Below are 23,459 nucleotides of genomic sequence, written 5' to 3'. Positions count from 1 at the left end.
GTAGAAATGGCGGATAACGAGTAATCATTGGCAAACAATGGCAACCTATGTCAATGATTAATAACACAAACCATTGATTTCCGGTTATTCCGTCAGGAACTCATAATCGCTTGGTCTTATGCCGTAAAATGCTTCCGCCTCCTTTTCCTCTACTTCCTTTTCAGCCTCACTGAGTAAATGGGAATATTTATCAGCCAATGTTTGAAATGTCTTTAGGTTTTCCGAACCAACTTCATGCTCCAGGTTGAAAAGATAAAATGTATCGATAAACTCAGTCACACCTCGGACAAGACGGCCAATATGCAATCGATTTTTTTTTGGCGTAAATCTGAATTGATAATGCCCAATACCCTTCTTTAGATTCTTAAGCCAGTCGGTATCATTACAAAAAACAATATCTACAAATTGACACCTGTTTTACTGCATTTTTCGCACTTAGTGAAACTTAGCGCCGGGTCTAATGTAACGGTGTAAGGACGGGCAACACCATCAATGAATTTACCTAAATCAGCACCTTCTTTGGTAAGAGAATTATGCGCATCCAAAAGGTCTATTGCGTCTCACTTAGCTTTATCTCTAATAGGGCTATAGCATTTAGTGAACAGCAGATATTCGTCCACAGAGACGATATATAACTTCAGCACTAACTCAAGAAAACGTGGTAAATGCAAAATTTCAAATTTATATTTCCGCGTCTCTCCTACCTGTCGTAATTTATACTTTGTTAATACTTCATTAAACGATCAATTGCATTTTATTTTAAGTCTACTTGATATTTCGTTGCGCCCCCTTAACCGCATTTAAACGTGAGTGCTAACATTATATTAGCACTCACGAAATTAAACTTAATTGTCGAGTATCGAAAGGACTTCACCCGTTCGCACGTTGACGCGTGCCGCTACGGTCTGTTTGACCACACCACCATAAGCATTAGTGCCGCGAAACGTTGTTTTTACAACGGCATACGGGTCTTTATTCAAAATAAGATGGTAGACCGTTGAAATATGTTTATAAGAGGAATCATCATTCATGCTGGCTTTTATCAGCTTCTCTAACGGGCGATAGGATCCATCCCAACCGCTAAAATTACCCTTAAATGTGTCAAGGTTGATTTTATTATTCAGCGATTGTGGATCTTTCTCGAAGTGGTTGAAACACCACCCCAACACATCACCGAGTTTTAACGCATCATCTTTAGTAAAACTGTACTCACTCATACAAGCATAAAAGGCATCAGTAGAGCTGGCCGGTACACTTTTGAAGTTAACATAGTCTTTAACGATATCGTGCCGGGTTTCTTTTAGCTCATTGCGATATTCTTTGAGGGTTTTATCGGCGTATTCAAACGTTGGCGGAGCCGGTTCCGCTTTTACTGCCGGTACATCAGCTTTTGCTACACGCTGGCTTTTTTCAGTCGGCCATAAGATTGAGCCAATAAAGCTCAGCGCCAGACAGCCACCAAGATAAAGCGCACTGGAGCGCTTACGGTTAGGCATCATAACCAGCGACGGCTTGATTAAACCCACGATAAAAGCAATAAATAGAGCCAGAGATAAAAATGCTATAACGGTATCCATGATTTTCCTTTGTGTAATCCCCATAAAAAAACAACCCCATGCTATCAAACATGAGGTCAAGATTTTTATATTTTATAGGAATTAACGCCATCTCTCATCTTGCCATACTTCCTGAAGAATACTGACCTGTCCCCAGGATTAGATACAACGCTCAGTGAGTAATGTCGGATCTTTCACTCTCAGAATGGCCCTTTCTCCAACCCGCCGCAAATTCAGACGGCGTCCGATCATTCAGCATGGAGTGCGGTCGACACTCGTTATAATCCTGCCGCCAGTCATTGATAATGTTCCTTGCGTGAGCAATATCGCCGAACCCGTACTTGTTCAGACATTCATCGCGAAATCGTCCGTTAAAACTCTCAATAAATCCGTTCTGTGTCGGCTTGCCTGGCTGAATTAGACGAAATTCCACACATTGCTTAAAGACCCATTAATACAACGTCAGGCAGGTAAACTCCGGCCCCTGGCCTGCTCTTGTCGTCGCCGGATAGGCGCGAAACAGCCCAATGCTGTCCAGAATACGCGTGACCTGTGCGCCTGAAATCCTAAATACAACGGTGAACATCAGGCACTCCTTCGTGAAGTCGTCCACGCAGGTCAGGCACTTGATCCTGCGACCGGTGGTCAATGCGTCCATGACGAAATCCATCGACCAGGTCAGATTGGGCGCCGCCGGGCGGAGCAGCGGCAGACGTTCTGTGGCCAGCCCTTTACGACGTCGTCTGCGTTTTACGCCCGGCCCGCTCGCGCTACGCGCGCTTATGATTAACGTGAAGCCCTTCACGGCGCAGTAACTGCCCGATGCGGCGATAGCCAAAACGCCTGCGCTCCAGCGCCAGCCCGGTGATGCGCCCTGATAAATGCGCATCAGCCGCCGGACGCTGAGCGTCATAGCGGCAGGTCGACAGGGACAAACCTGTGAGTCTGCAGGCACGACGTTGCGACAGACCGGTCGCATCACACATCAACACCACGGCTTAGCGCTTCTGGTCTGTCGTCAGTACTTTCGCCCAGGAGCCACCTGAAGCGCCTCCTTATCCAGCATGGCTTCGGCAAGCCGCTTCTTGAGTCTGGCGTTCTCTTCTTCAAGCGACTTCAGGCACCTCCATACCACCATACTTCTTACGCCAGGTGTAAAACGTGGCGTCGGAAATGGCATGTTTGCGGCAGAGTTCACGGGCAGAAACTCCGGCTTCAGCCTCGCGGAGAAGACTGATGATCTGGTGGCCGGAAAAACGCGTCTTTATGGGGATTTCCTCATGTGGCTTATGAAGACATGACTCACATCAGGATGTACTCATCAACGGGGAGCAGGTCAATAGCTCTTGAATATGCATATCGCCCCGTCCCCCTACTGAAAGGCTCTCATCTGTATAGATCCCGCCCTCTCCAGATTGGCAATAGAAAGTATCTCGGCTCATCACGACGTTGAGCGAGCCACCAGCACCAGGATATTGATACCATCGAGCTATAAAACATCTCCCGTTGACAAACGTATGTCCTTAAGGTGCCACCCTGCTCCTCTCCTGCGGTATAACTACCCGCTAGTACCTCACATAAGCAAAGGTATATTTTTCGATGTCGGCTACATGGTTATCGTTTTGAAACATCCCAATAATCAACTTCCATTACTAACAGACTATCCCACCCTATTAAATAATGAGATAAAAACATCAGGAAAGGAAATATAAAATCAACATTACCCATCCCACCCATACTACAACTCACATCGATGTCACTCTCAAGAGATAATAATTAATGCCATGATATATAGATATATACTACAAACTAAAAAAACTCTCAAACCCATTATAAATGATGTTTCCCATATAATTTTAACCAATTAAATTCGTGTTAACTTGATTAGAAGAAAGGGCATTTTTCCAAACACATCTTTTTTAAGAGGACTCATTTAATGAAAACGATAGAAAATATTAACAGTTCGTTAAACCATAAGTCGGCCACTAACGGTTGGGATATTCTGATTGCCTATAATCGTACAAGGATCAACAAACTCCTCACCCAACAGTACCTGAAAAAGGTGGCCGGAGGAGAAAACTATCCACCTTTCAATCATGAAAATCCAAAATTCGGTCTGCACTTTAAGAATATTGCTATGGGGCCGCCGAAGGTCTCCTTTGAAGATTCAAACATTGCCGGTTCTGCGGTACTGGTCAGACTCAAATTCATCTCTGGGGATATTATCCGCACCGATGCAGACGCTGCCAATCCCCAGGTCCTTCAGTGGGATCGTATTACTGCGGCCAGTGATTATGCGGTAAAAATTCGCGTGGAATTGAAATACGGCACCGGATCGGTCAGTGAGAACGGTGATATTTCCATGCACTTTGACCAGGGCAGCCTGCTCAACGTAGAGGGAATGAACGAACTACCGGATGAATTGCTCAATATTTTCCGTAACTATCTGAAAGATAATGCTATGGATTACAACCTGGGCACGCTGAAACGTGATGATGCCAGTAAGAAGCTTTATCCACGCGAGTTTATTGTGCGCACCCAGCGTCATCCCGATGCCAGCACCAGGGCTGCCCCGGATAATACCGATGGGGCCGTACTCCTTTTTATCGCCACCAACTATGAGGGTAAAGGAAGCTATCCGACCAATGAACAGCCCTGGATTATTCCGCACGACAAATCGGCAACGATGTTGATTTCAGACAGATTACTGTTCGGCCCGCTGCTGGCCAAACAATTTGCCGGTCGGGTGAAGGATCTAGCCTGGTCATCGCTCTTTACCCCGGAAGGCCGCCGGATACTGCAGTTCACCCAGGGATATGTACAGACTACCGATGTGATAAAGGGTTCATACAGCGGTGTAGGCTTTCACGGGATGATGTGGAGCTCTGACAGTAGCCAAAATGAAAGACCCGCCCGCCTGTCGATGGCAGACTTTCAGCTAGGAAAAGGCCCGGATAATAAAACGATTATCGGCCGCTTCAGTCAACAGACATTTACCGACATCTTTACCGACTCGTTAGCGGCGGAAGTCAAGCCCATCACGACGGTAGAAAATGTGCCATTTAAGCGAACGGGCACATTTAACGCCAGGCTGTCACTGGATAAAGACAGCAACATTGTGTTCAACGGCAGCGCCAATTTTAATCTGGAATCGGCCTATTCTTCCTGGGCCGGTTTTAGCAACAGCGCGAAAGAGAAATTTATCCGTAAAACGATGGATAACCTGAATAAAGGTAATATTTTCGAGCTGGAGGATATTAAGACTTTTTATATCAGAAACGTGCTTTTCCCTGGGGAGAACATCCTGAGCTTCCAGGATGTGTTTATCCCCGGAGACCTGGCAATGTACGGTGAGGTTGCAGAATCACTGACTGCGCTTACCGTGGAGCCGGATGAGGTGCTGGTGGCTGCCGGGCAAAAACTGCAGTTAACCGCCAGTTTACCGGATGGTTCAGCGCCAAAAGGGCTTATCTGGTCGGCGGACGGTGTAGGAAGTATCGACAATAAAGGGGTCTATACCGCACCGGCATTAGGTGAAATTACCGTGGCTAAAAATATCATCGTCACGGCAGCAATGGCGGACGGCCGCACGGGCTCGGCGGTGATTACCGTTCTCGCTTCTCCGCTGGAGATCACGACATGCTTTATCAACATCACCGAAAGGAATGTTCTTGAACCGTTTCAGTTAAAAACCATCGTCACAGGATCGGGCGAGGCGGTCAGCTGGCGGCTTGAATCAGACCTGGACTATCCCGGTAATATTGATAATAAGGGCTTATATACTCCGCCTGCGGCCGGTCATTATCAAGAGGGCTATAATATCGTTACCGCTGTTGCCAGCCTCCCCTCCGGCACGAAAAAGCAGGCGATTATCTGTCTGTGTGAAAAAGACACAACCACGGCATTCAGGGTAAATCCGCCGATCAAACTCGCCATGCAGCCGAATGACAAGGCACATTTCAGCACCCGGAGCCGGGATTTTGACGCCAACCAATGGGAACTCATCCCGCAGATCGGCAAACTGTCAGAACCCACGAGTGCCCAGGATGGAAAGATGACGGTATGGTCCTGTGACTACCAGGCACCTGCGGATATTGTTCAGCACAGACCACTATTGATAAGGATCGGTCAGAAAAACAGGCCATGGCAAGCTGGCTATAGCTTAGTTGAACTGCTCCCTTCGACCTCTGCGTGGTCACGCGTCTGTAGCCTGTCCCATCTTGAAATTATTTCTGCTGATGGCCCGGCGTCTACCTCCATCTATGGCAATGGCGTTAATCAATGTACGGTATTGATAAAAATCAGCCCACAGGACATAAATGGAGAAAATGTCATATTACCTGCTGAAGATATTTATCCCTTTATAGAGTTGGTTGACTATATTACAGGGGAAGATATCTCCCGGGAGGGTAAATGGGCATATAGCAATAAAAAGAATGAATATAATAACCAGCGCAACATCCACACCAGGGATATCGGCGCTCCCTTATATATCACCTGTAACACAGGAGAAAAAAATAAAAAGATCGCGGTAAAAGTTCGCCTGACAAACCCCGATGCAGAGAGAGCGATTTACTCGACCGATATCAACAGTGAAAGCGGCATGGACAATGGCGTCTCCATTTCCACGCTGCAACCTGTCGATTATACCGATAAAAACAACCTGTCAATTTCCAGTAGCGTCCCGGTAAAAATAAATGAAAATATTGCCTTTTCAATAATTAAAGGTAATGGATCTTATGATGAAAAACACACCGGGGAATGTTATCAACACTTTATTAACATTGCGCCACGTAGTGAAATTAAAAAAAATATTTTCAAGAAAATAGAGGTTAAGTACTCTCCGGTAATCAACAACACGGTCAACCAAAGCCACCAGAGCTGGGGGAATATCAAAGACGAAATGAGCTTCTCTTGCCTGACCTCTGACGGCATGCAGAGCTGTTCCGTGGCTGGATATAAAACGGGTAGCCAGGCGGAACCTCAGTTACTCTCCAGCGCCATGATTTTATTTGATGCCAATAAAATTGAATCATCAGACCATGTTTATTTCGACGGCGTTATCTATTTTAAATATAAAGGAGGTGATACTCGATACCGTCTGGCTATTGACAAACTCACCGTCCATCCTTCCGTAAGTAAAAACGGCGTTGTCAGTTTCGTGGGTTACTCTTTTCATATTCCGGAAACAAAGGCTGAACCAGTCGGCTGGAGCAATTCGCTGAATGAAGTCAGGGTCACGGTGACCGATCAATATGGCAACAGTAGCTTATTAAAACTGCGCTGGGACAGTAACCAGAATTATATTTCCCCCAATATCAGCTAGCAACGACTTCGTCACTCATTGTTCACTTTATCAATAATATTACCTGCTCATTTATCACTTATGAGCAGGCTTTTTTCGCATGAAAAAGAGGAATACATCATGGCACAGTCCTTTACCTCCCAATCTGCCAACTTTCTCAGCGCCTGCTCTGGTGCGGTCGATCCACGCACGGGCATGTATGGTTATAATTTCGCTATCGCTCGCCTGACAGGCAATACCGGACTCGGCCCCGATTTCTCGGCGGCGCTCAGCTACTCCCCCCTGACTAGCGATAACGCCGGGTTCGGCACCGGTATTTCTCTGGCGGTCTCACGCTATGACAAAAGCACCCGCACCCTGCTGCTCTCCACGGGCGAGCGCTATCAGGTCAGTGAGGCAGGCGGTGTGCTTAACATCATTCATGCCAAGCCAATTAACTTCCGCACCGAAATTCGTGACGACGGTTACTACATTTTTTACAAAAACGGCAGCGTGGAGAAGCTCACTGCACCGTCGACGGGCGGCAATATCAAGGTGACCGAGGCCATTTTATCGCCTGCGGGAAGGATGCTGACCTTCAGGTGGGAACTTTTCGGCAACGGCAAGCGACTCCTTGCCATCAGCGATGAGTCTTCAGTGCTGCTCAACCTGCGCTACACGGCGGCGGATGTGACCATTAACGTCTGGCCAGACACCCATGAAGCCCACACCGTGGAGCTGAAAATTCAGAATGACCTTCTGGTGTCCGTCACCAACCGCAGCGTATCTCCGGTTCTTAGCTGGACGCTGGCTTACAGCAATAAAAGACTGACCAGCGTCACCTCACCCACCGGACTGAAAGACCGGGTTACCTACAGCCAGGCGGGGCACCGATTCCCGGCGGGCGGGCCGGGCACGGCCCTACCTTACGTCACTGACTATCGACAAACTGGCAAAGACGGCCAATTAATCAGCAATCTGCGCTATCAATTCTCAGATAAAAATTTTCTCGGCTATGGTGGCAGTCACCAAACATCCTGGAACAGCAACACCGATTTTATGTTCGGCGTGTTGGACGACTATGAATACACCAGTACCGAAACGGCCGTGGACAGGCAGGGAACCGCGCTGAACAAAACCGTCAGAACCTACAGTAACTATCATCTGCAGACAAAAGAACAAAGTGCCATGGTGGGAACGCTCTGCCGCTCAGAGACTGAAACAATCTGGTATGCCCTGAAAGGAAAAAACTTTGATGACCAGCCGGCCCAATATCAGCTTCCCCGCCAGCAGACGGTCACACTGACGGACGGTTCACAGCCGCAAGGCGCTCAGGTACGAACCCATATTACGCTCACAGAATTTGACACACAGGGCAATCCGCTACGTGAGGAAAAACCGGATGGTACCATCACAGAATACCAGTACTATCCAGCGCAGGGCGATGGGGATAACTGCCCGCCGGAACCCCATGGCTTTGTTCGTTTTATAAAGAAACAGACCGTCACTCCGCGCCAAACTCAGTATGAAGACACCTTGCCAGAGGTGACTGAATACACTTATGCCAGATTGAGTGATACGGACTGCGTTGTGCAGCAAAGTATAAAAAAATACGCCGGCCCGCTGCTGCTCTCAGAACGGATAACCGATTACCACGGCGACAGCAGCAGCGCGGAATTTGGCCGTATTCGTGCCATCACCGATACCCTGTATGACGGAAGCGAAACGTTCACATCACGGCAGACGTTTACCACCGTCGTCAGTGACGGCACCCTGGCACAGACCGCCACCCTCATCGGCCATGATGGTGCTGTCACCACCTCAAGCCGCGTGCAGTCAGCCCTGTCAGGCCTGCTGCTCAGTGAAACAGATGCGCGAGGGGTGACGATGAAATATGGCTATGATGTGCTGGGGCGCCCGTTGTCTCAAACGGTGGCTGCCGGGACTGATTATGCGCGCACGTCACGCTGGGAATATGCTATTGAAGATAGCGGCCCTGTTACTATCGAGATCGACGCCAGCGGCAACCGGCTGAAAACGCGGTTTGACAGTGCCGGACGAGAAACCGCCATACAGCAGCTGGACGCCGAGACCACGCAAGAGTTTTACGGTATTGCCTTAAAAACGTATGACATGCTGGGACGACCGCTAACGGCAGAAAGCCGTGACTGGCTTACCACAGGTGAAAACCCCGTTTCATTCGGCATGCAGGCAACAATATCTCATGACGGCTGGGGCGCACCGGAAGTCAATATCCTCAGCGACGACACCCGGACTCACCGGAAGGTCAACCCGATCGCACTGACCCGTACCACCTTTATGCAGGGTGGCGGAAGCAAGAGTGGCCAGATTTCAGGTAGACAAACGACCACACTGGGGTCACGCAGCATGCTGCCGCTCACCGATACCCGCGCCAACCGGGCGGGAGAGATCAAGGGCGAACGGCGCTACGACTGGGACGGGATGGGTCGCCTGCGCCGGGAAACGGATGAGCGGGAAAACATAACGATGCGCACCTACGACGTATATGGTCGTGTGCTGACGCAGACGCTGCCAGACGGCAGCACGCTAAGCAAAACTTATGCTCCGCATTTGACCGGAGAGCAGGTCGCCACCATCAGCGTAACAGGCCCGGATGCCAGCGGCCACACGCGGACCTGGCTGCTGGGCAGCCAGACGTTTGACAGCCTGGGGCGGGTAACAAAACTCATCAGCGGTGGCAGAACGACCATCTATCAGTATGAAGGCGCATCGCTATTACCCTCGACGATCGCTCAACCTTCCGGTAAAACGCAGGCCTATACCTATATTCCTGAATTGAACAATGCCATCAGCAGCATGACGGCTGATGGCGTAACGCAGCTGTTCTCCTATGATGGCAATACCGCAAACCTTCTGACGGCACAGGAAGGTGAAACGAAGAATGACCAGGCATGGGCCCCCTCCGGCAGCCTGAAGAACGAGAGGTTTACCCGGCGCGGCGCGGTACGCAGCGCGGCCTGGACGCACTCGCTGACAGGTCAGGTGATAAGCTATACGGATATTATGGGTAAACAGACCGTATATGACCGGGATGAATATGGTCGGGTCACCACCATTGATGATGACGCCCTTAGCGTTACCCTGGAGTATGACGCACTGGGCCGGTTGCAGCGGCAGGCGGTGAGGGACAAGGCAGCAGGATCGACGCTGACCACCTCTCTGGCGTATGACGATTTTGGCCGCGAGATAACCCGCACGGTTGATGACAGTAACGGAGTTACGCTATCCGTGTCACAAAGCTGGCTGGATAATGATTTACTGGCGAAGCGTACCCTGAGGCGAAACAACGCAACGGAAAGCGAAGAGCAGTACGACTATGACGTTCGTCATCGTCTGGTTGCCTTTAGCATCTCTGGCAGCAGCCTGCCGCCGGACGCGTACGGCCATAAAATGACGGCACAAACGTATCAGTATGATGCGCTGAATAACCTGACCGCCGTCAACACCATGCTGGCTGACGGCAGCAGCGATACGGCAACATACCATTATGAAAATGCGGATGACCCGACACAACTGACGTCGCTGACCCATACGCACGATCATTATCCACAGAGCCTGACGCTAAAGTATGATGCTGATGGCCGTATGATCCGCGATGAGGCAGGCCGCACGCTTTCCTATGACGCCATCGGCAGGCTGATCGGCGTAAGCGGAGAAAATATCAACGGCGGCCAGTATGAATATGATGCTCTGAACCACCTGGTAAGCCAGAACGTCAGTGATACGGACAGCCGCCAGCTGTACTACCGGGGGGCTGAACGGGTGAATGAAGTCCTCTCCCGGCAAAACCGTGAAACCCGACTGATTAAGCGCGGCCATGCCTGTCTCGGAGTCACGCAGGATAATGGCCTGACCCTGACAGCAGGCGATCGTCACGACAGCCTGCTGTGGTCAAAAAACAGCAGTCACGATAAAGGAAAACTGCACGTCTGGTCGCCGTACGGTCAGGGTCAGCCAGAAGATCTGCTGCCGGGATTCAACGGTGAGCGTGCCGATCCGGTAAGCGGAACCTACCATCTGGGGAACGGTTATCGTGCCTATAACCCGGTGCTGATGCGCTTTAACTGCCCGGACAGCCTGAGTCCATTTGGTGCGGGGGGGATCAATCCGTACGCGTACTGTGCAGGTGACCCGGTGAACCATACCGACCCATCGGGGCATATTAGCTGGCAGGGTATCTTGGGTATCATCGCGGGTGTCGCAGGCCTGGGGTTTACTATTTTTACTGCGGGTTCGTCAATCGCCGCAGCGGGCGGCATTGCAGCAGCATTCAATGCAACATCAGGCACCGCGTTGGTGGCGGGTACGGCCGGCCTGGTGGCCGATATAACGGGGATCGCCAGTGGATCGATAGAAAGCAGTAACCCGACGACGTCTGCCACTCTGGGCTGGGTATCGATGGCGAGCGGGCTGGCGGGCATGGCTACGAGCATCGCCGTGGGCTTAACAGGTTCGGCCCGACGTTCTCCAAGAGCCAGTAACGCCAGCGCCAGCCCGAGCTTCAAAAGTTATGGTTCTAACGCATCCTTTTATCGTCATCATTATCATGCGTCGGCACCACACACTGATTATTACAAGTACTGGGCTCGCAGAGGATATAAAGCTAATGATATCCCCTCCCCGTTTATGGAAAGCGAAGAGACATTTGCCAAATTTCGCAATGACCAACGGTTCCATCGTGCAAAGCAACCATCCAGTTCAGGGAGCAGTTCCCGGCGCAGCTCTGGAGCCAGTGATTATTGGGAAGAATTTGGCGAGATACCCGGAAATTTCAATGCCTCGATTGAGGATGCGTTCAGAGAGTTCTTACTACCCCGGTCGTCAGTGAGTGGTTATGCTGACGTGGCGGCTCAACCAGCGGAGGCGGTTATGAACAGATTAATAAAATACCAAGAAAATATTATCAGCGTTTTCCCTGATGGCCTTTCAAGGAGAGAATACCGTAGTCTGTCACGCATGATCCATCCGGATAAATCCAGTGTGGAAGGCAGCGAGCAGGCAACACAAATATTGAACGACTGGTTTAAAAAATTATAGAACCAGTAATAAAGTCAGTTTATTTAAATCTTGATCTGCCGTTTCTAACGGCAGATCAACAGGCACAAAATCCATAAATAAAAACGCAGCAAGCCCCTTATAAAAAATGCAATAAAACATCGCAGACAGCCCTCACCAATAACTCACCGAATATATTTAAAAACCTGCCGACACGCCATCCCGCCATAACAATCAGTTAGATTAAAAAATCAGTTAGATTAAAAAAAATCAGCTAGCAATTAAACACAGTCTCATTCTCATATAAAAAATCGTTTAACGTCATCCTGGTGTTGCGTGAAAAAATCAGCACAAACCCTAATACCCCTCATAGAGAGATTAAATAATGAAAACCATTGAAAGCATTAATGCCGTGCTTAATAAAAAAAATGCCACCAACGGCTGGGATGTTCTGGTTGCCTATGATAGCACCAGAGTTAATAAGATACTTTCTCGACAGTATCAAAAAAAAATGGCAGATGGATATTATTATCCTCCATTCAGCCATACTAATACCGTATATGGCTTGCAGTTTAAAAACATCATCGTAGGTGCCCCAAAGATCTCTTTTGAAAATGCAAACCTTGATGACTCAGCCGCGCTGGTCAGGCTGGAATTTATTTCCGGGGATGTTATTCGTATTGACGCCGATGGTCAGGTCCTTCAGTGGGACCGTATTTCTCCGGGCAACAACTACGCGATGGAGATCCGCGTAGAGCTAAAATATGGCAACGGCTCTGTCAGTGAGGATGATGAAATAGCCATTCACTTCGATCAGGGCACCCTGCTGGATATAAGGGGGCTGAATAAACTGCCGAATGAAATCCTCGCGGTATTCCGTAATTATCTGCGGGAGAATGCCATGAAGTACAGCCTGGGCAGACTGAAACAGGATGAGACGAGTCATCAGCTCTACCCGCGTGAGTTTATTGTGCGTACCCAGCGTCACCCGGATGCCAGCAGCAGAGCTGCACCCTATAACACCGATGGGGCCGTACTCCTTTTTATCTCTACCAACCATGAGGGTAAGGGAAGCTATCCAACCAATGATCAGCCCTGGGTTATTCCGCACGACAAATCGGCAGCGATGTTGATTTCAGATAGAGTACTGTTCGGCCCGTTGCTGGCCTGGCAATTTGTCGGTCAGGTAAAGGATCTGGCCTGGTCAACCCCCTATAGCCCGGAAGGCCGTCGGATGCTGCAGTTCACCCAGGGATATGTACCGACTACCGATGTGATAAAGGGTTCATACAGAGGCCCGGGCTTTCACGGAATGATGTGGAGCTCTGACGCAAGCCAAAACGAAAGGCCCGCCCGCCTGTCGATGGCTGACTTTCAGTTGGGGAAAGGCCCGGATAATAAAACGATTATCGGCCGCTTCAGTCAACAGACATTTACCGACATCTTTACCGACTCGTTAGCGGCGGAAGTCAAGCCCATCACGACGGTAGAAAATGTGCCGTTTAAACGATCGGGTACATATAACGCCAGGCTGTCACTGGATAAAGACAGCAACATTGTGTTCAACGGCAGCGCCAATTTTAATCTGGAATCTACACATTCCACCTGGAGCCTTGTGACCAACAGCGCGAAAGAGAAATTTATCCGCCAGGCAACGGATAACCTGAATAAAGGTGGCATTTTCCAGCTGGGGGATATTAAAACCTTTTATCTCAGAAACGTGCTGTTCCCCGATCGGGACGTCCTAAGCTTCAGCGATGTGGCGCTACCGGGTGACCTGGTGATGTACGGTGAGGTGACAGAATCGATGACGTCGATAAACGTCACGGCGGAAAAAGAGCGAATTGCCGCCGGACAAACGCTGCGCTTCAGCGCAAGCCTGCCGGACGGTTCAGTGCCAGGCGGCCTGGAATGGACAGTAAACGGCGTAGGAAGCATCGACGATAACGGCCTTTACCGTGCCCCGGCGTTGGGTAAAATAGCCCAGGCGCAAAATATCATCGTTACGGTAAAAAACGCAGAGGGTCTCACCGGGTCGGCGCTGATTACCGTCCTCTCCTCTTCACTGGAGCTTCTCACCGCCTTTATCACCCTCCCAGAGACGCATGCTCCGCAACCTTTCCAACTTCATTCGACGGTAACGGGCACGACCGGGGCGATCGCCTGGCGACTTGAGTCAAATCTGGAGTACCCCGGAACGATAGACAGTACCGGCCTGTACACCCCGCCCCCAGAAGGCCGGTATGCCGAGGGATTTAATGTGGTCATGGCCATCGCCACTCTGCCCTCAGGAGAGGAGCAAAAAGCGATCATTTGCCTGAAGGAGAAAAGTACTCAAAGGGCATTCAGGGCGGAACCGGCATTCCACCCGCGCATCCCGGCAAATGGCGTGGCGGGGTTCAGTACCCGCAGTCGGGATTTTAATGCCAACCTGTGGGAATTGTTTCCACAGGTTGGCTCATTATCAGAACCCATGAGCATCAAGGATGGAGATGTGACGGTATGGTCTTCGAACTTCCATGCGCCTGGCGACTGTGCTCAGGCGCGCGTGGTATTGGTAAACATGACTGAAAAGGATAAACCCTGGCACGGCGGGTATGGGCTGGTTGAGCTAATGCCATAACAAAAACGGTAGCTTCCGTTTCTAACCTGAAGCAGGATGACAGGGATGTGAAAAATAGGTCAATGCCGGAACATATCCCGTTCCGGCAATATTTTTCTCCCTTTTATCCCCTTACACAGCATGTACCACGTAATAGTCAACCCGCCTCTACGCCGAATTTTCAGTGCGAACCAGATAACGGCGGCGGGCCAGTATCCAATAGCTACCTTCGCCGTAGATGAGAGGCATCGCAAGAATATTATCCCGCCGGAGTCAGTACCTCTTTATGCGTAATAAGCGAGCGATCGCCGCTTTATCGGTATTGCACTTATCCAGGGCCAGCTGCAAAAGGCTCACGTATTCGGGGTAATCTCCCCATGTTTTAACGGTAAACGTGGGAGCCTGACAAGGCTCCAGAAGATGCGATGGGATCAGTTCATCTGGAACCAGGGGCGCTACCAGCGGTGTTTTGCTGCAACCTGATAACATCATCAGGCACAGGCAAACTGGCACAAGGAGATTGGGATACCGCCTGGCGCAGCTGTCGGCGAGTCTGTTCACTTTGTTTCTCCAGGTGTTGCTGAACCGTTTTCTGTTCGCTCAAGGCGGCAGAAATATGTGTAGCCTGATATTTAAGCTGCAACAGCCGTGCCTCTAGCATTTCACCCTGCTGCATCAATTGTGCGTTTTGATGACGTAACACAGCTAACTCACGCTGCTGATAACGTAGCCAAAGGATATTGCCGACTGCAAGCACAATGAGCATTATTATGCCCATCACCCTGAGAGAAATGTAGCTCATAAATATACCTCCATAATAAATCACTGCTGATATTCTGTTTTCGTGATAGATAAGTCATCTTTGGTACAATATCGATATTGAAATTCACCTGGTGATGAATTCCTCTTTACTCACCATACCCTTTTAATATCCGTATCAATATTTACCCTATTTTATATGTCACATATGCTTCCAAAGCCATCGGGGAAAACTCCCACCCAGGATACTGCTGAAACCGGCAATCACCAGCGTCATAAGCAGGTTGTTTTGCTGCTCATCGCAGTAAAAAACGCCTAAAAACCCTGTAAATCTGACAATCATTGCCTGACCAACGACAGCCATCCTGCCCCCTTTCGCTTACGCGGGACTGATATCCATTAAATAACGCACTAACCCTCCCCAAACGGAGAAAAAATCAACGTTATGACATGACGTAGCCTTAATACGCATACCTGAATTCCCGCTTTATATTTACACATCAGCTGGCAGTAGCCGTTTTCCTTAGATTAAGAATAAAATTAACTTCTCCACCATGAAAAATATCAATGCAACACTCCGAAAATATCCTAAATATTTATTGAGACTGCAAAAAAACACGACAAAAATAAATTTTGGCAGGTAAACTTTCCAGGATGAATCTGCGTCAAAGATCGTAACCTTATCATCATGCAGCTTAATAGCTGCATTTCACTTGAAAGTAATTCAAAAAAATTTATGCTGATTTACTCAATATAGCAACTTATCCCTTTAGATATATCAAACGGACCACGATAATCTTCAGAGAGAAAGTAAAATACCCACTAGGGAAAAAACTCCAAAAGTTTAGCCGTGAAGGCATTGTGTCTTTTATCTTTTTTTAATGTATTAACATAGATAAAAAGCGGGCAATGCGATATAACGGGCAGCGACTGGTAATCTTTCACTGCCGCATTCTTTTGAGGGAGACGAAAAAGCAGCCCCTCACCACATTTAAACGTGGACTGAAGTCGCGATGGGTTATCAATCTGCCTCAGTATTCCGCTTCCCCCTTGCGCATGTATTTCCGCCAGAGAGCGCTGAAAGTATTTTAGTTTTTTAGTTTCACTTTCAGCTAAAATTGGCATATGAAGCCACCTGTCGCCAACGCTTTTAGAACAGCAAAGTTCCAGAACCAGATCCGTTCGTATCGACTCAAAGTGCATCGGGCACTCAATCGGCTGTAGGCTGATAAAGATATCGTCATCGGGATGTATGCACTCCGCGTATTTTATCGATGCGCACTGAGGCAGTGCACTTTCGCTTAAGGTCAGCAGGTCTGATAATATTGAGGTTGATATATAAGGTGACGCGATCAAAAAGTCCTGCTGTTCCGGATGCTTTCTCGTCATATTTTTTAGCGCGGTATAAAGCGGTAAAAGCTGCTGATAGATACAGTCTGCCGTAGGAGTGGGCGTTATATTATTCCGTTCGATAATGAACAGCTGCTCCCCCACCCATCCTTCAGTTAACTTTAACATACGTGACACGGGAGGAACCGTCAGGCAAAGCTTATCAGCCGCCATCTTAAGACTTTTTTCCTGATACAGGGTGATAAAAACCTGCATCGACTTAGATATAAACATATAAAAATCCCTTTACTGTAAAGACAGGTAGTTATACATATCATTAGGAATATTCCCATAACATTTTTTATTATAAATATTAAAAAAAAGGTTTTACCTGCAAAACAGAAAAAAGAGATAAGAAAAGGCTCAAAAAAGAAGGGTTAGGCAGAAAAAAATCAAAGATCCCCGCAATCAGACGAAGATCCCTCCTGCCAGTGCGGATTTTAGCATCAAGATATTAATGACTTATTACATAGCAACGCGAAAAAAATCATTTTTTGATGGTGTTTTATCAGTAAATATATTTGAATCCTATATCTACTGCTTGCTCTATACTCGCTAACCTGCTCAACGTAAGCATAGGATAGTTTTTCATAAAATAATAGCGGCTTAAATCTGCGCGCCGGTATACCCAAAATGGCTATCCGCTCAATGGTGTCACCTACGGTTCACAACGTCATAATACCAGCCATTATGCACAGCATTAATTCAGCAAGCCATCCTGATTTTTTGGCGTTATGAAACGGCCGCTGGAAAAAGAAGTCAGTGACCTGAATAACAAACGAAATAAAATCGGATTTTCAAAATCGCCTTTAACGCGATATTGATTATTATCCCTCATCGCCTGTGAGCGATGCCGCTAAGCGGCGGCCGAATAAGCATTCAGCCGCGATGCTTCAGGCCGCGCTGCGAGTGGTTAGCTGCACAATAAACTCACGAACCTCTGCCGCCTGTTCAATAAAACCGCTCACAACGTGGCTAAACTCCGCCTCGCCAAGCTGCGCCAGCGGCTGCTGAAAACAAAGCCGCACCTTATGCAGTTCGTCCAACGCCAGCCAGCAGCCACGCATTGCCGCCATCTCAAAATTCAGCTGCAACAACATGGGATAGAGTGCTATCGAGGCCTGTGGGTCGGTCTCAACCAGCTGGCAGTGTAGCAACAGGCTGTCGCTATGTTCCGGCACTTCCAACACCGCGACCTCCTCGCCCTGTTCATTATACAGCGCGCATACCCCCTCTTTCAGATTCAGGGGCGTTTTGCATCCGGCAGAAAAGTGCTGCAATAGCTTTTCAACCCGCTGTTGTGAAGATGTCATGATATCGATCCTTATTCCGTGATTATCTTGTTTATCTTACCGGCGGCGTTCCACCCCATCAGCTCTTCATTTCCAGCCCTTCTTTCTTCAGCTCAGAAAGTGCCGATGCAACATCTGGGTTAGCCTTAGCGATTTCTCCCTCAAGCGTGAAGCGCCGGGGCGTGTTTTGATCCTGGCCATATTTGAAGTTGATGGTGCCGATATTGCGCTCCATACTCATGCCGGCACTGTTGGTCGCCCCCAGTAACAAAGTGGGAGTATTAAAGCCTTCACTTTTGCTGATAGCCTGACTCACGCTGACTGATTTAATACGCAAATTGTTGCGATCCTGAAACAGAATGCCGACCTCTTCACGCCCTACCTTACCGTCGAGTATCGCTTTTTCCGTCTGGTCACGCAGATCGTCTTTCAGTTCCATCGCCACGCTGGCACTGCTGAATGGCGTATTTTGCAACTGTTTAACTAAACCTTTCAGCGTCGGATCGCTATCCATTAAGGCACTCAGACGAGCGGCACTGCTCGGTGGCAGAGCCGTATTGATATGCTGATGTAACAGTTCGAAAATGCCGTCATGACTCACTCTGGACAAATTCTTGTAGGTTGTGCTGTGGCTGGCAGAACCTAATTCCATACTGTTAGCGTCAGCGGCCTGTTGGCGTGATACCAATTTTTGCAGGCCGCGTACCGCTTCGTAGCGATCGTCACCCACGATGGGCCTTTCACTGAAATGCGTTTTTAAGATGCTTAATTTTTCATCCGGCTTAACGTCTTCCAGCTCTTTAAAGGCCGCCAGCATCTGCGTGGTGGTGGTGTCCTTAAAGTGCTTTCCTAACGTTGAAGCCAGTTCGCCGATCTCGTCGCTGGTCACCGGCTCAGGGTGTTTCATCTCCAGGCTAATGCTTTGCGAAGTACGGTTATCCATCGCCAGCGCCATTGAGACATTCGCGGAGGTAAACGCCGGGAAGGTTCCGACCGGTTTTCCGTCGTGGGTAGATGAATGGGCTACGCCGGCGGCAAGGGTCGCATTGGCGCCCAGGCCGGCCTGATTGAAAAAGGTCGGGCGGTTATCGCTCGCCGATTCCGTGCTGCTAAACTCCCCTGCCGCCCGGCTGCGCTCGCGCGAGCCGGAAACCAGGTTGGCCGATGCGCTTACTCCGACCGAAGCGCGGGCGGTGACGCTATTGGGCTTACTGCCGTCTTCAGTCAGGTTGATACCGGCACGCAGATCGAAAGCCGCACTGGTGTCGACGCTAAACACCAGCTTACTGCCCTGCTTCATCTGATGTTCCACCCCTTTCTGCAACAGCTCTGCCGGGGTCAGGGTGCCATGCGTTAAGCCATGAATAAAATCAGGCAGCTGGTCTTCCGTCAGTTTAAATTTCAGGCTGTTTTGCAGCGTTCCCTGTACGCTGGCGCTCAAACTGCCACCGATACGAAAATCCGGGCTGATTTTGTGTTTTTTGCTCAGCCAGTCGCTGGCGTTGCCCGCGCTGGTTTTCTTGTCGGTCATATAGGGCATCAAATCGTGCCCGGTCGCAACCGATACGCTGCCGCTCACTCCGCCGTCACGGCCAAAACTGACGCTCAAGCCACCGCTGGTGCGGCTGAAGCTCAGGTTATAGGCACGATCCAGCGTCACGCCAGCGCCGGGAACGATCGGCACCGGAACCTTGTTAAGCGAAGGCACAAAGGCCGTACTGACACCGCCGCCGTATGCCCGGCTAAAGCTCATACTTTCACCACTGTCCAGTGACAGCAGCGTATCTTTCAACTTCTGCGCCAGCTCGGCGTTGCCGCTGGTTTGCAGTACGGTGCGCGCGGTCAAGTTAACGCCGTGGTGCTCTTTTTTAAAGGCGTTGATAAAGGCCTTCACCGCATCGTAATCCGCTTCAAGCGCCTTACTATGGGTAAAGCCCATATCGGTATAATGCTTCACCGGATTATCGCCATACTGCTTTTCACGCAGCGTATCGAACTGCTGGCGCAGCTGTTTTATCTGGTCGGCATCGGGCTGATGGCCGGATACCAGCGCCGCTTTGTCCACCAGCTGATGCAGTTCACCGAGGGTGACCGTATCCAGGATCAGGCGCGACTTGGTCAGCGCCGTTTTATCATTGGGATCGCGCTGGCGGCCGAGAGGGATCTCCCCCTTCTGGTGGCTCATATTTACCCCAGCGCTGACAAAATGATCCAACATCGTTTCGAGCTTACTTTGCGCCGACGGCGGTGCCGCACGCACGGCCTGCTGTAATGACTGGCTCAGATCGCGACCAGACCGGTTGACGTTAAAGCTTTGTACCAGGCCTTTGCTGCGCGATGGCTGATAATCACCGTTCACCTCACCGCTGCTTTTAAGCACTCCCTGGTGCTGACCTAAAACGGTCGCCGAACGGGTGGCGCTCTGCTCCAGATCATCACGGAAGCGTTTGATATCCTTCACTAATGCTGCGCCGTGCTCGCCTAAATCGAGATTTTCCAGTTTGCTATGTAAATCGGGCTGTGTCGCGTTATGGCGCACGTTGTGCGCGTCCAGCTGCTTGATTAGCGCCCCCTGCATCTCATACAGAGGTTTCAGCCCCTGCCGCCCCTGCCAGCCGTGCTGTGTGGCATAGGCGGCATTTTTTATCGGGCGCGGCGTGCTCATGGTCGGATTAAAGACATATGCACGAACCCTGTCGGCAAATTTACTGCTGACTTTACGCCCTTCCATGCCGCTCAGACCGCCCGCCTGCGCCGATAGCTTCACCGTCACCCCGGTTCCAGGGATCACTTTTCCCTTCACCCCCTGGGTTAACCGGTCGAATACCTGCTGTGAACCGCGCGTTTCCGGCATCAACGGTCCGCGTTCAGGTGGCGTGTAGGCATGCCAGCCGCCTGCTTTCAGCAGATGTTGAGAACCGTCCGCCAACGTGGCAACGGGCTGATGCTTCTGATTCATATCAAGACGTTGTAGCGCGCTTTCACTCTGTGGCAACGCCAATTTCTGCCAGCCGCTGCCTTCGGCACCTTTGTGCCAGTCGGCGCGCGACTGATGAAATATCTCGCCGTCATGATTTAGCGCATACAGGTTGTGCTCGTTGTCGACATGGATATCTTTCAGCTCCCCGCTGATCCCTTCTCGGCCCAACGTTTGGGGAGGCCGCTCCAGCTGCCGGGTACCGGGCTTAATCTCAAAGGAGCGGATATCCCCTTTTTCCGACAGCGCCAGATAATGATTCACGCCGATCACCGCCATCGCCTGGGCCTTATCGGCTTTATCCAGCCCCTGGAGGGCGCTCCCCGGCTCCGGCTTATTACGCACGTGCGGCAGGGAAAAAATATTGTCCTCCCCCTGCTTGATGGAGGAGGTGCTCTGACTGATATCCAGCCGTTTCACCTCTCCTTCTTTCAAAATATAGGCCGCTCCGTCGAGACCTTTTTTCAGCTGCTGACAGCCCGACTCCGCCCCGGTCCAGCCTTTAGTCAGTTGATCAAAGTAGTGTAATTTTCCTTCCTGTAACGCCAGGCTGCCCTCACGCCCCATATTTAGCACTTCGTGCGGTTCCGGATTGACCCGGTGCAACCCAAGCTGATTGTCGATAACCAGCGCGTCACTCATGTTCCAGCCGGGGTGGAATTGATGGTCGTCGCCCAACGGACAGGCATGCTGCTGTTTAAAATTATCCTTTACCAGCGCATTGAGCTGGCCACGATCGTCGGTGAAAAAGCCGGATATTTGATGGTCATTGCCCAGATGTTCTGCCAGCGCCTGCTGCGGCATGGCTTTCATCTTAAGCTCATTTTCTCCGGGCGGCGGTAAGGCCGCGCTGAACAGTTTGCCTTCGCTATCGGCAACGATCAGCCGTCCGTGGCTGATGGCAACGGACTGCGCCTCAATCTGCGACTGGCCATGCAGCAGCCCCTGGTGGGCATCGGCAAAGTGCAGGCTGACGGAACTACGGCTCTCCGGCGGAGCATTCAGCGCGGGCATAATGGTCATCTTATGGCGGCTGGCGGTATCCGTCAGGATCGCCACCTGCCCACGCTCACTGACAGAAAACGATTTGATTTTATCGACCAGCTTTTCCGAGGATTGGTTATCGGACAGGTTTTGCAGAGTGCGGCCGTCTTTCAGGGCATAAAGTTTACCGTCACCCTGGCGGGAAAGCTGGCTATGCGTATCGTTGCCCGCCGTCTGCCAGACGCCCAGCTCCGAATGCAGGATATGAATTTTGTCGTCATGCAGGCGGACAGATCCCTCCTGTGACTGCGCTGCGCCAGCGGGATGCTGCCAGATCCCGGTCAACGTGGAACGGTGCGCCTCCCCCGGCTGGCTTAACGCCATGTCATGGTGGCCTTCAGCACCACGCCCCAAGGTCACCTTGCCGCTTTTGCCGTCTACGCTGATGGCGACATCTGCGCCCTGCGCCAGCTTTTCCTTGATTTGTGCGGGCTGGCTGTTATGCATCACGCTGTAGCTGGTGCCATTGCTTTTGATATCAAACAGGCGGCCTTTTTGATCCAGCAGCAGATGCTGACTCCCGTCGCTGCTGGCGTGGTGTGCCAGATAGTGCTGGTCTTTTTTACCCAATGTCTGCTCTAACAGCGTATTCAGCGCGGGGGGGTTGCCGGGTGCCAGCTGTAATTTCCCTTTATCCAGCGTCATGGCCAGCGGCGCCAGATCGGCACCGCTTCCCTTCAGCGCTGACCGGGCCTGAAGCGGCGGCGTTGCGCTCGTACCTTCAAGAACGCTCTCCGCAATCGATGACAGTTTGGGCTGGAACCGGGCGGCTAACGGCGTGGCGACGCCGAGTCTTGGCGGCTGCGGTGGGTTTTCCTGTTCGCGCGCCAGCCGCTGTTGGTGCAGCTGCTGGAATTCACTGTCGTCCTCATCCGGTGTTATTTCTGCCGCACCGCTATGGGCGGTGCCGGATGATGTATGGGCGGTGCCAGATGATGAAGGATGAGCCATTTTATCCAACATCGTCTGGCGCATCTGGCTGAAATTGTTCAGCTGATGCTGCTTTTGCTGCGTTGGCACCTTATCTTCACCGCCGCCGCCTTTAACCATTGGCCGCCCGGCCATATCGTCCAGACTTTGGCGTTTAACGCCGTCAGAGCGGGTTAAACGCGCCGCAGCGGGTGAAGCGGCCTCATGATGGGTTGCGCTCTCTTCGCGGGCCAGCAGATCGCGTAAGGTCGTGCCTTTGCCGTGAGTCGCGGCTGGCTGAGCCTGTGCCTGGGGTTTAGCCGATTTTTTCAACCCCAGCATGGCCTTCAGGCTGAACGGTCGCTTTTGCTGGTGAGCGGGGCTACTGCCATCGGCAGCGGCAGACTGCTGGTGAACTTTCGGCATCCTGCCGCGGTTTTTACCCTCTTCCGCCAGTGACACGGCGGCAGTTTGCGCGCTACTGCTGCTGCTACCCTGTTGCAATGCCGCGCCAGGCCCCGCCGGACCGTGCGTTGCCGTCTGTATCGCCGCCTTATGCTCCGTTCCCTGTAACTTTAACACCATGACTTTTCGCCCCCACCATCCGACA

General features: G+C 50.6%; 10 protein-coding genes and 1 pseudogene. 3 read left to right on the top strand and 8 right to left on the bottom strand.

Translation table 11 applies throughout. From position 1 onward, the window contains the following. Positions 1-84: 84 nt before the first annotated feature. The 3 genes and pseudogenes from ETA_RS03865 to ETA_RS19845 form a co-directional block, all read right to left on the bottom strand. Positions 85-279, bottom strand: a complete 195-nt coding sequence (locus ETA_RS03865; RefSeq protein WP_042958615.1) for a hypothetical protein — start codon at positions 277-279, stop codon at positions 85-87. Between the two features lie 566 nt (positions 280-845). Continuing rightward, on the bottom strand, positions 846-1,577 hold the full coding sequence (locus tag ETA_RS03860; protein WP_012440303.1) for a hypothetical protein: 732 nt from the start codon (positions 1,575-1,577) through the stop codon (positions 846-848). 151 nt (positions 1,578-1,728) lie between these two features. Continuing rightward, positions 1,729-2,824 (bottom strand): annotated as a pseudogene (locus ETA_RS19845) (IS3 family transposase). A gap of 668 nt (positions 2,825-3,492) precedes the next feature. Between ETA_RS19845 and ETA_RS03845 the strand changes: the two are divergent. The 3 genes from ETA_RS03845 (at position 3,493) to ETA_RS03835 (ending at position 14,500) form a co-directional block, all read left to right on the top strand. Continuing rightward, positions 3,493-6,882 carry an Ig-like domain-containing protein gene (locus ETA_RS03845; RefSeq protein WP_012440302.1) on the top strand — a complete coding sequence of 1,130 codons (3,390 nt, stop codon included), beginning with the start codon at positions 3,493-3,495 and terminating at the stop codon, positions 6,880-6,882. Between the two features lie 99 nt (positions 6,883-6,981). Further along, positions 6,982-11,919 (top strand): RHS repeat-associated core domain-containing protein, encoded by a 4,938-nt coding sequence (locus ETA_RS03840; RefSeq protein WP_157861779.1) that lies wholly within the window; start codon positions 6,982-6,984, stop codon positions 11,917-11,919. A 343-nt stretch (positions 11,920-12,262) separates the two neighbouring features. Beyond that, positions 12,263-14,500 (top strand): Ig-like domain-containing protein, encoded by a 2,238-nt coding sequence (locus tag ETA_RS03835; protein ID WP_012440300.1) that lies wholly within the window; start codon positions 12,263-12,265, stop codon positions 14,498-14,500. Between the two features lie 252 nt (positions 14,501-14,752). On the opposite strand, the gene lysC is transcribed toward ETA_RS03835, so the two are convergent. The 5 genes from lysC to ETA_RS03810 all read right to left on the bottom strand — a co-directional run bounded on the left by lysC (position 14,753) and on the right by ETA_RS03810 (position 23,434). Then, the gene (gene lysC / locus ETA_RS20290; protein WP_231853311.1) at positions 14,753-14,968 is read right to left on the bottom strand and encodes an Rz1-like lysis system protein LysC; all 216 of its coding nucleotides are present in this window, start codon (positions 14,966-14,968) and stop codon (positions 14,753-14,755) included. Continuing rightward, positions 14,916-15,281 carry a DUF2570 family protein gene (locus ETA_RS03825; RefSeq protein WP_012440299.1) on the bottom strand — a complete coding sequence of 122 codons (366 nt, stop codon included), beginning with the start codon at positions 15,279-15,281 and terminating at the stop codon, positions 14,916-14,918. The genes lysC and ETA_RS03825 overlap by 53 nt, the downstream gene beginning before the upstream one ends. Before the next feature lie 779 nt (positions 15,282-16,060). Next, positions 16,061-16,861 (bottom strand): LysR family transcriptional regulator, encoded by an 801-nt coding sequence (locus tag ETA_RS03820; RefSeq protein ID WP_012440298.1) that lies wholly within the window; start codon positions 16,859-16,861, stop codon positions 16,061-16,063. A 659-nt stretch (positions 16,862-17,520) separates the two neighbouring features. Continuing rightward, on the bottom strand, positions 17,521-17,940 hold the full coding sequence (locus tag ETA_RS03815; RefSeq protein WP_012440297.1) for a type III secretion system chaperone: 420 nt from the start codon (positions 17,938-17,940) through the stop codon (positions 17,521-17,523). Between the two features lie 58 nt (positions 17,941-17,998). Beyond that, positions 17,999-23,434: an AvrE-family type 3 secretion system effector gene (locus ETA_RS03810; RefSeq protein WP_012440296.1), complete on the bottom strand. Its 5,436-nt coding sequence runs from the start codon at positions 23,432-23,434 to the stop codon at positions 17,999-18,001. Positions 23,435-23,459 lie beyond the last annotated feature (25 nt).

This window comes from Erwinia tasmaniensis Et1/99 (assembly GCF_000026185.1).
GTDB classification, from domain to species: Bacteria; Pseudomonadota; Gammaproteobacteria; order Enterobacterales; family Enterobacteriaceae; genus Erwinia; species Erwinia tasmaniensis.
Note: the sequence above shows the minus strand (reverse complement) of the source record. Positions and strands in the feature narration are given on the sequence as shown.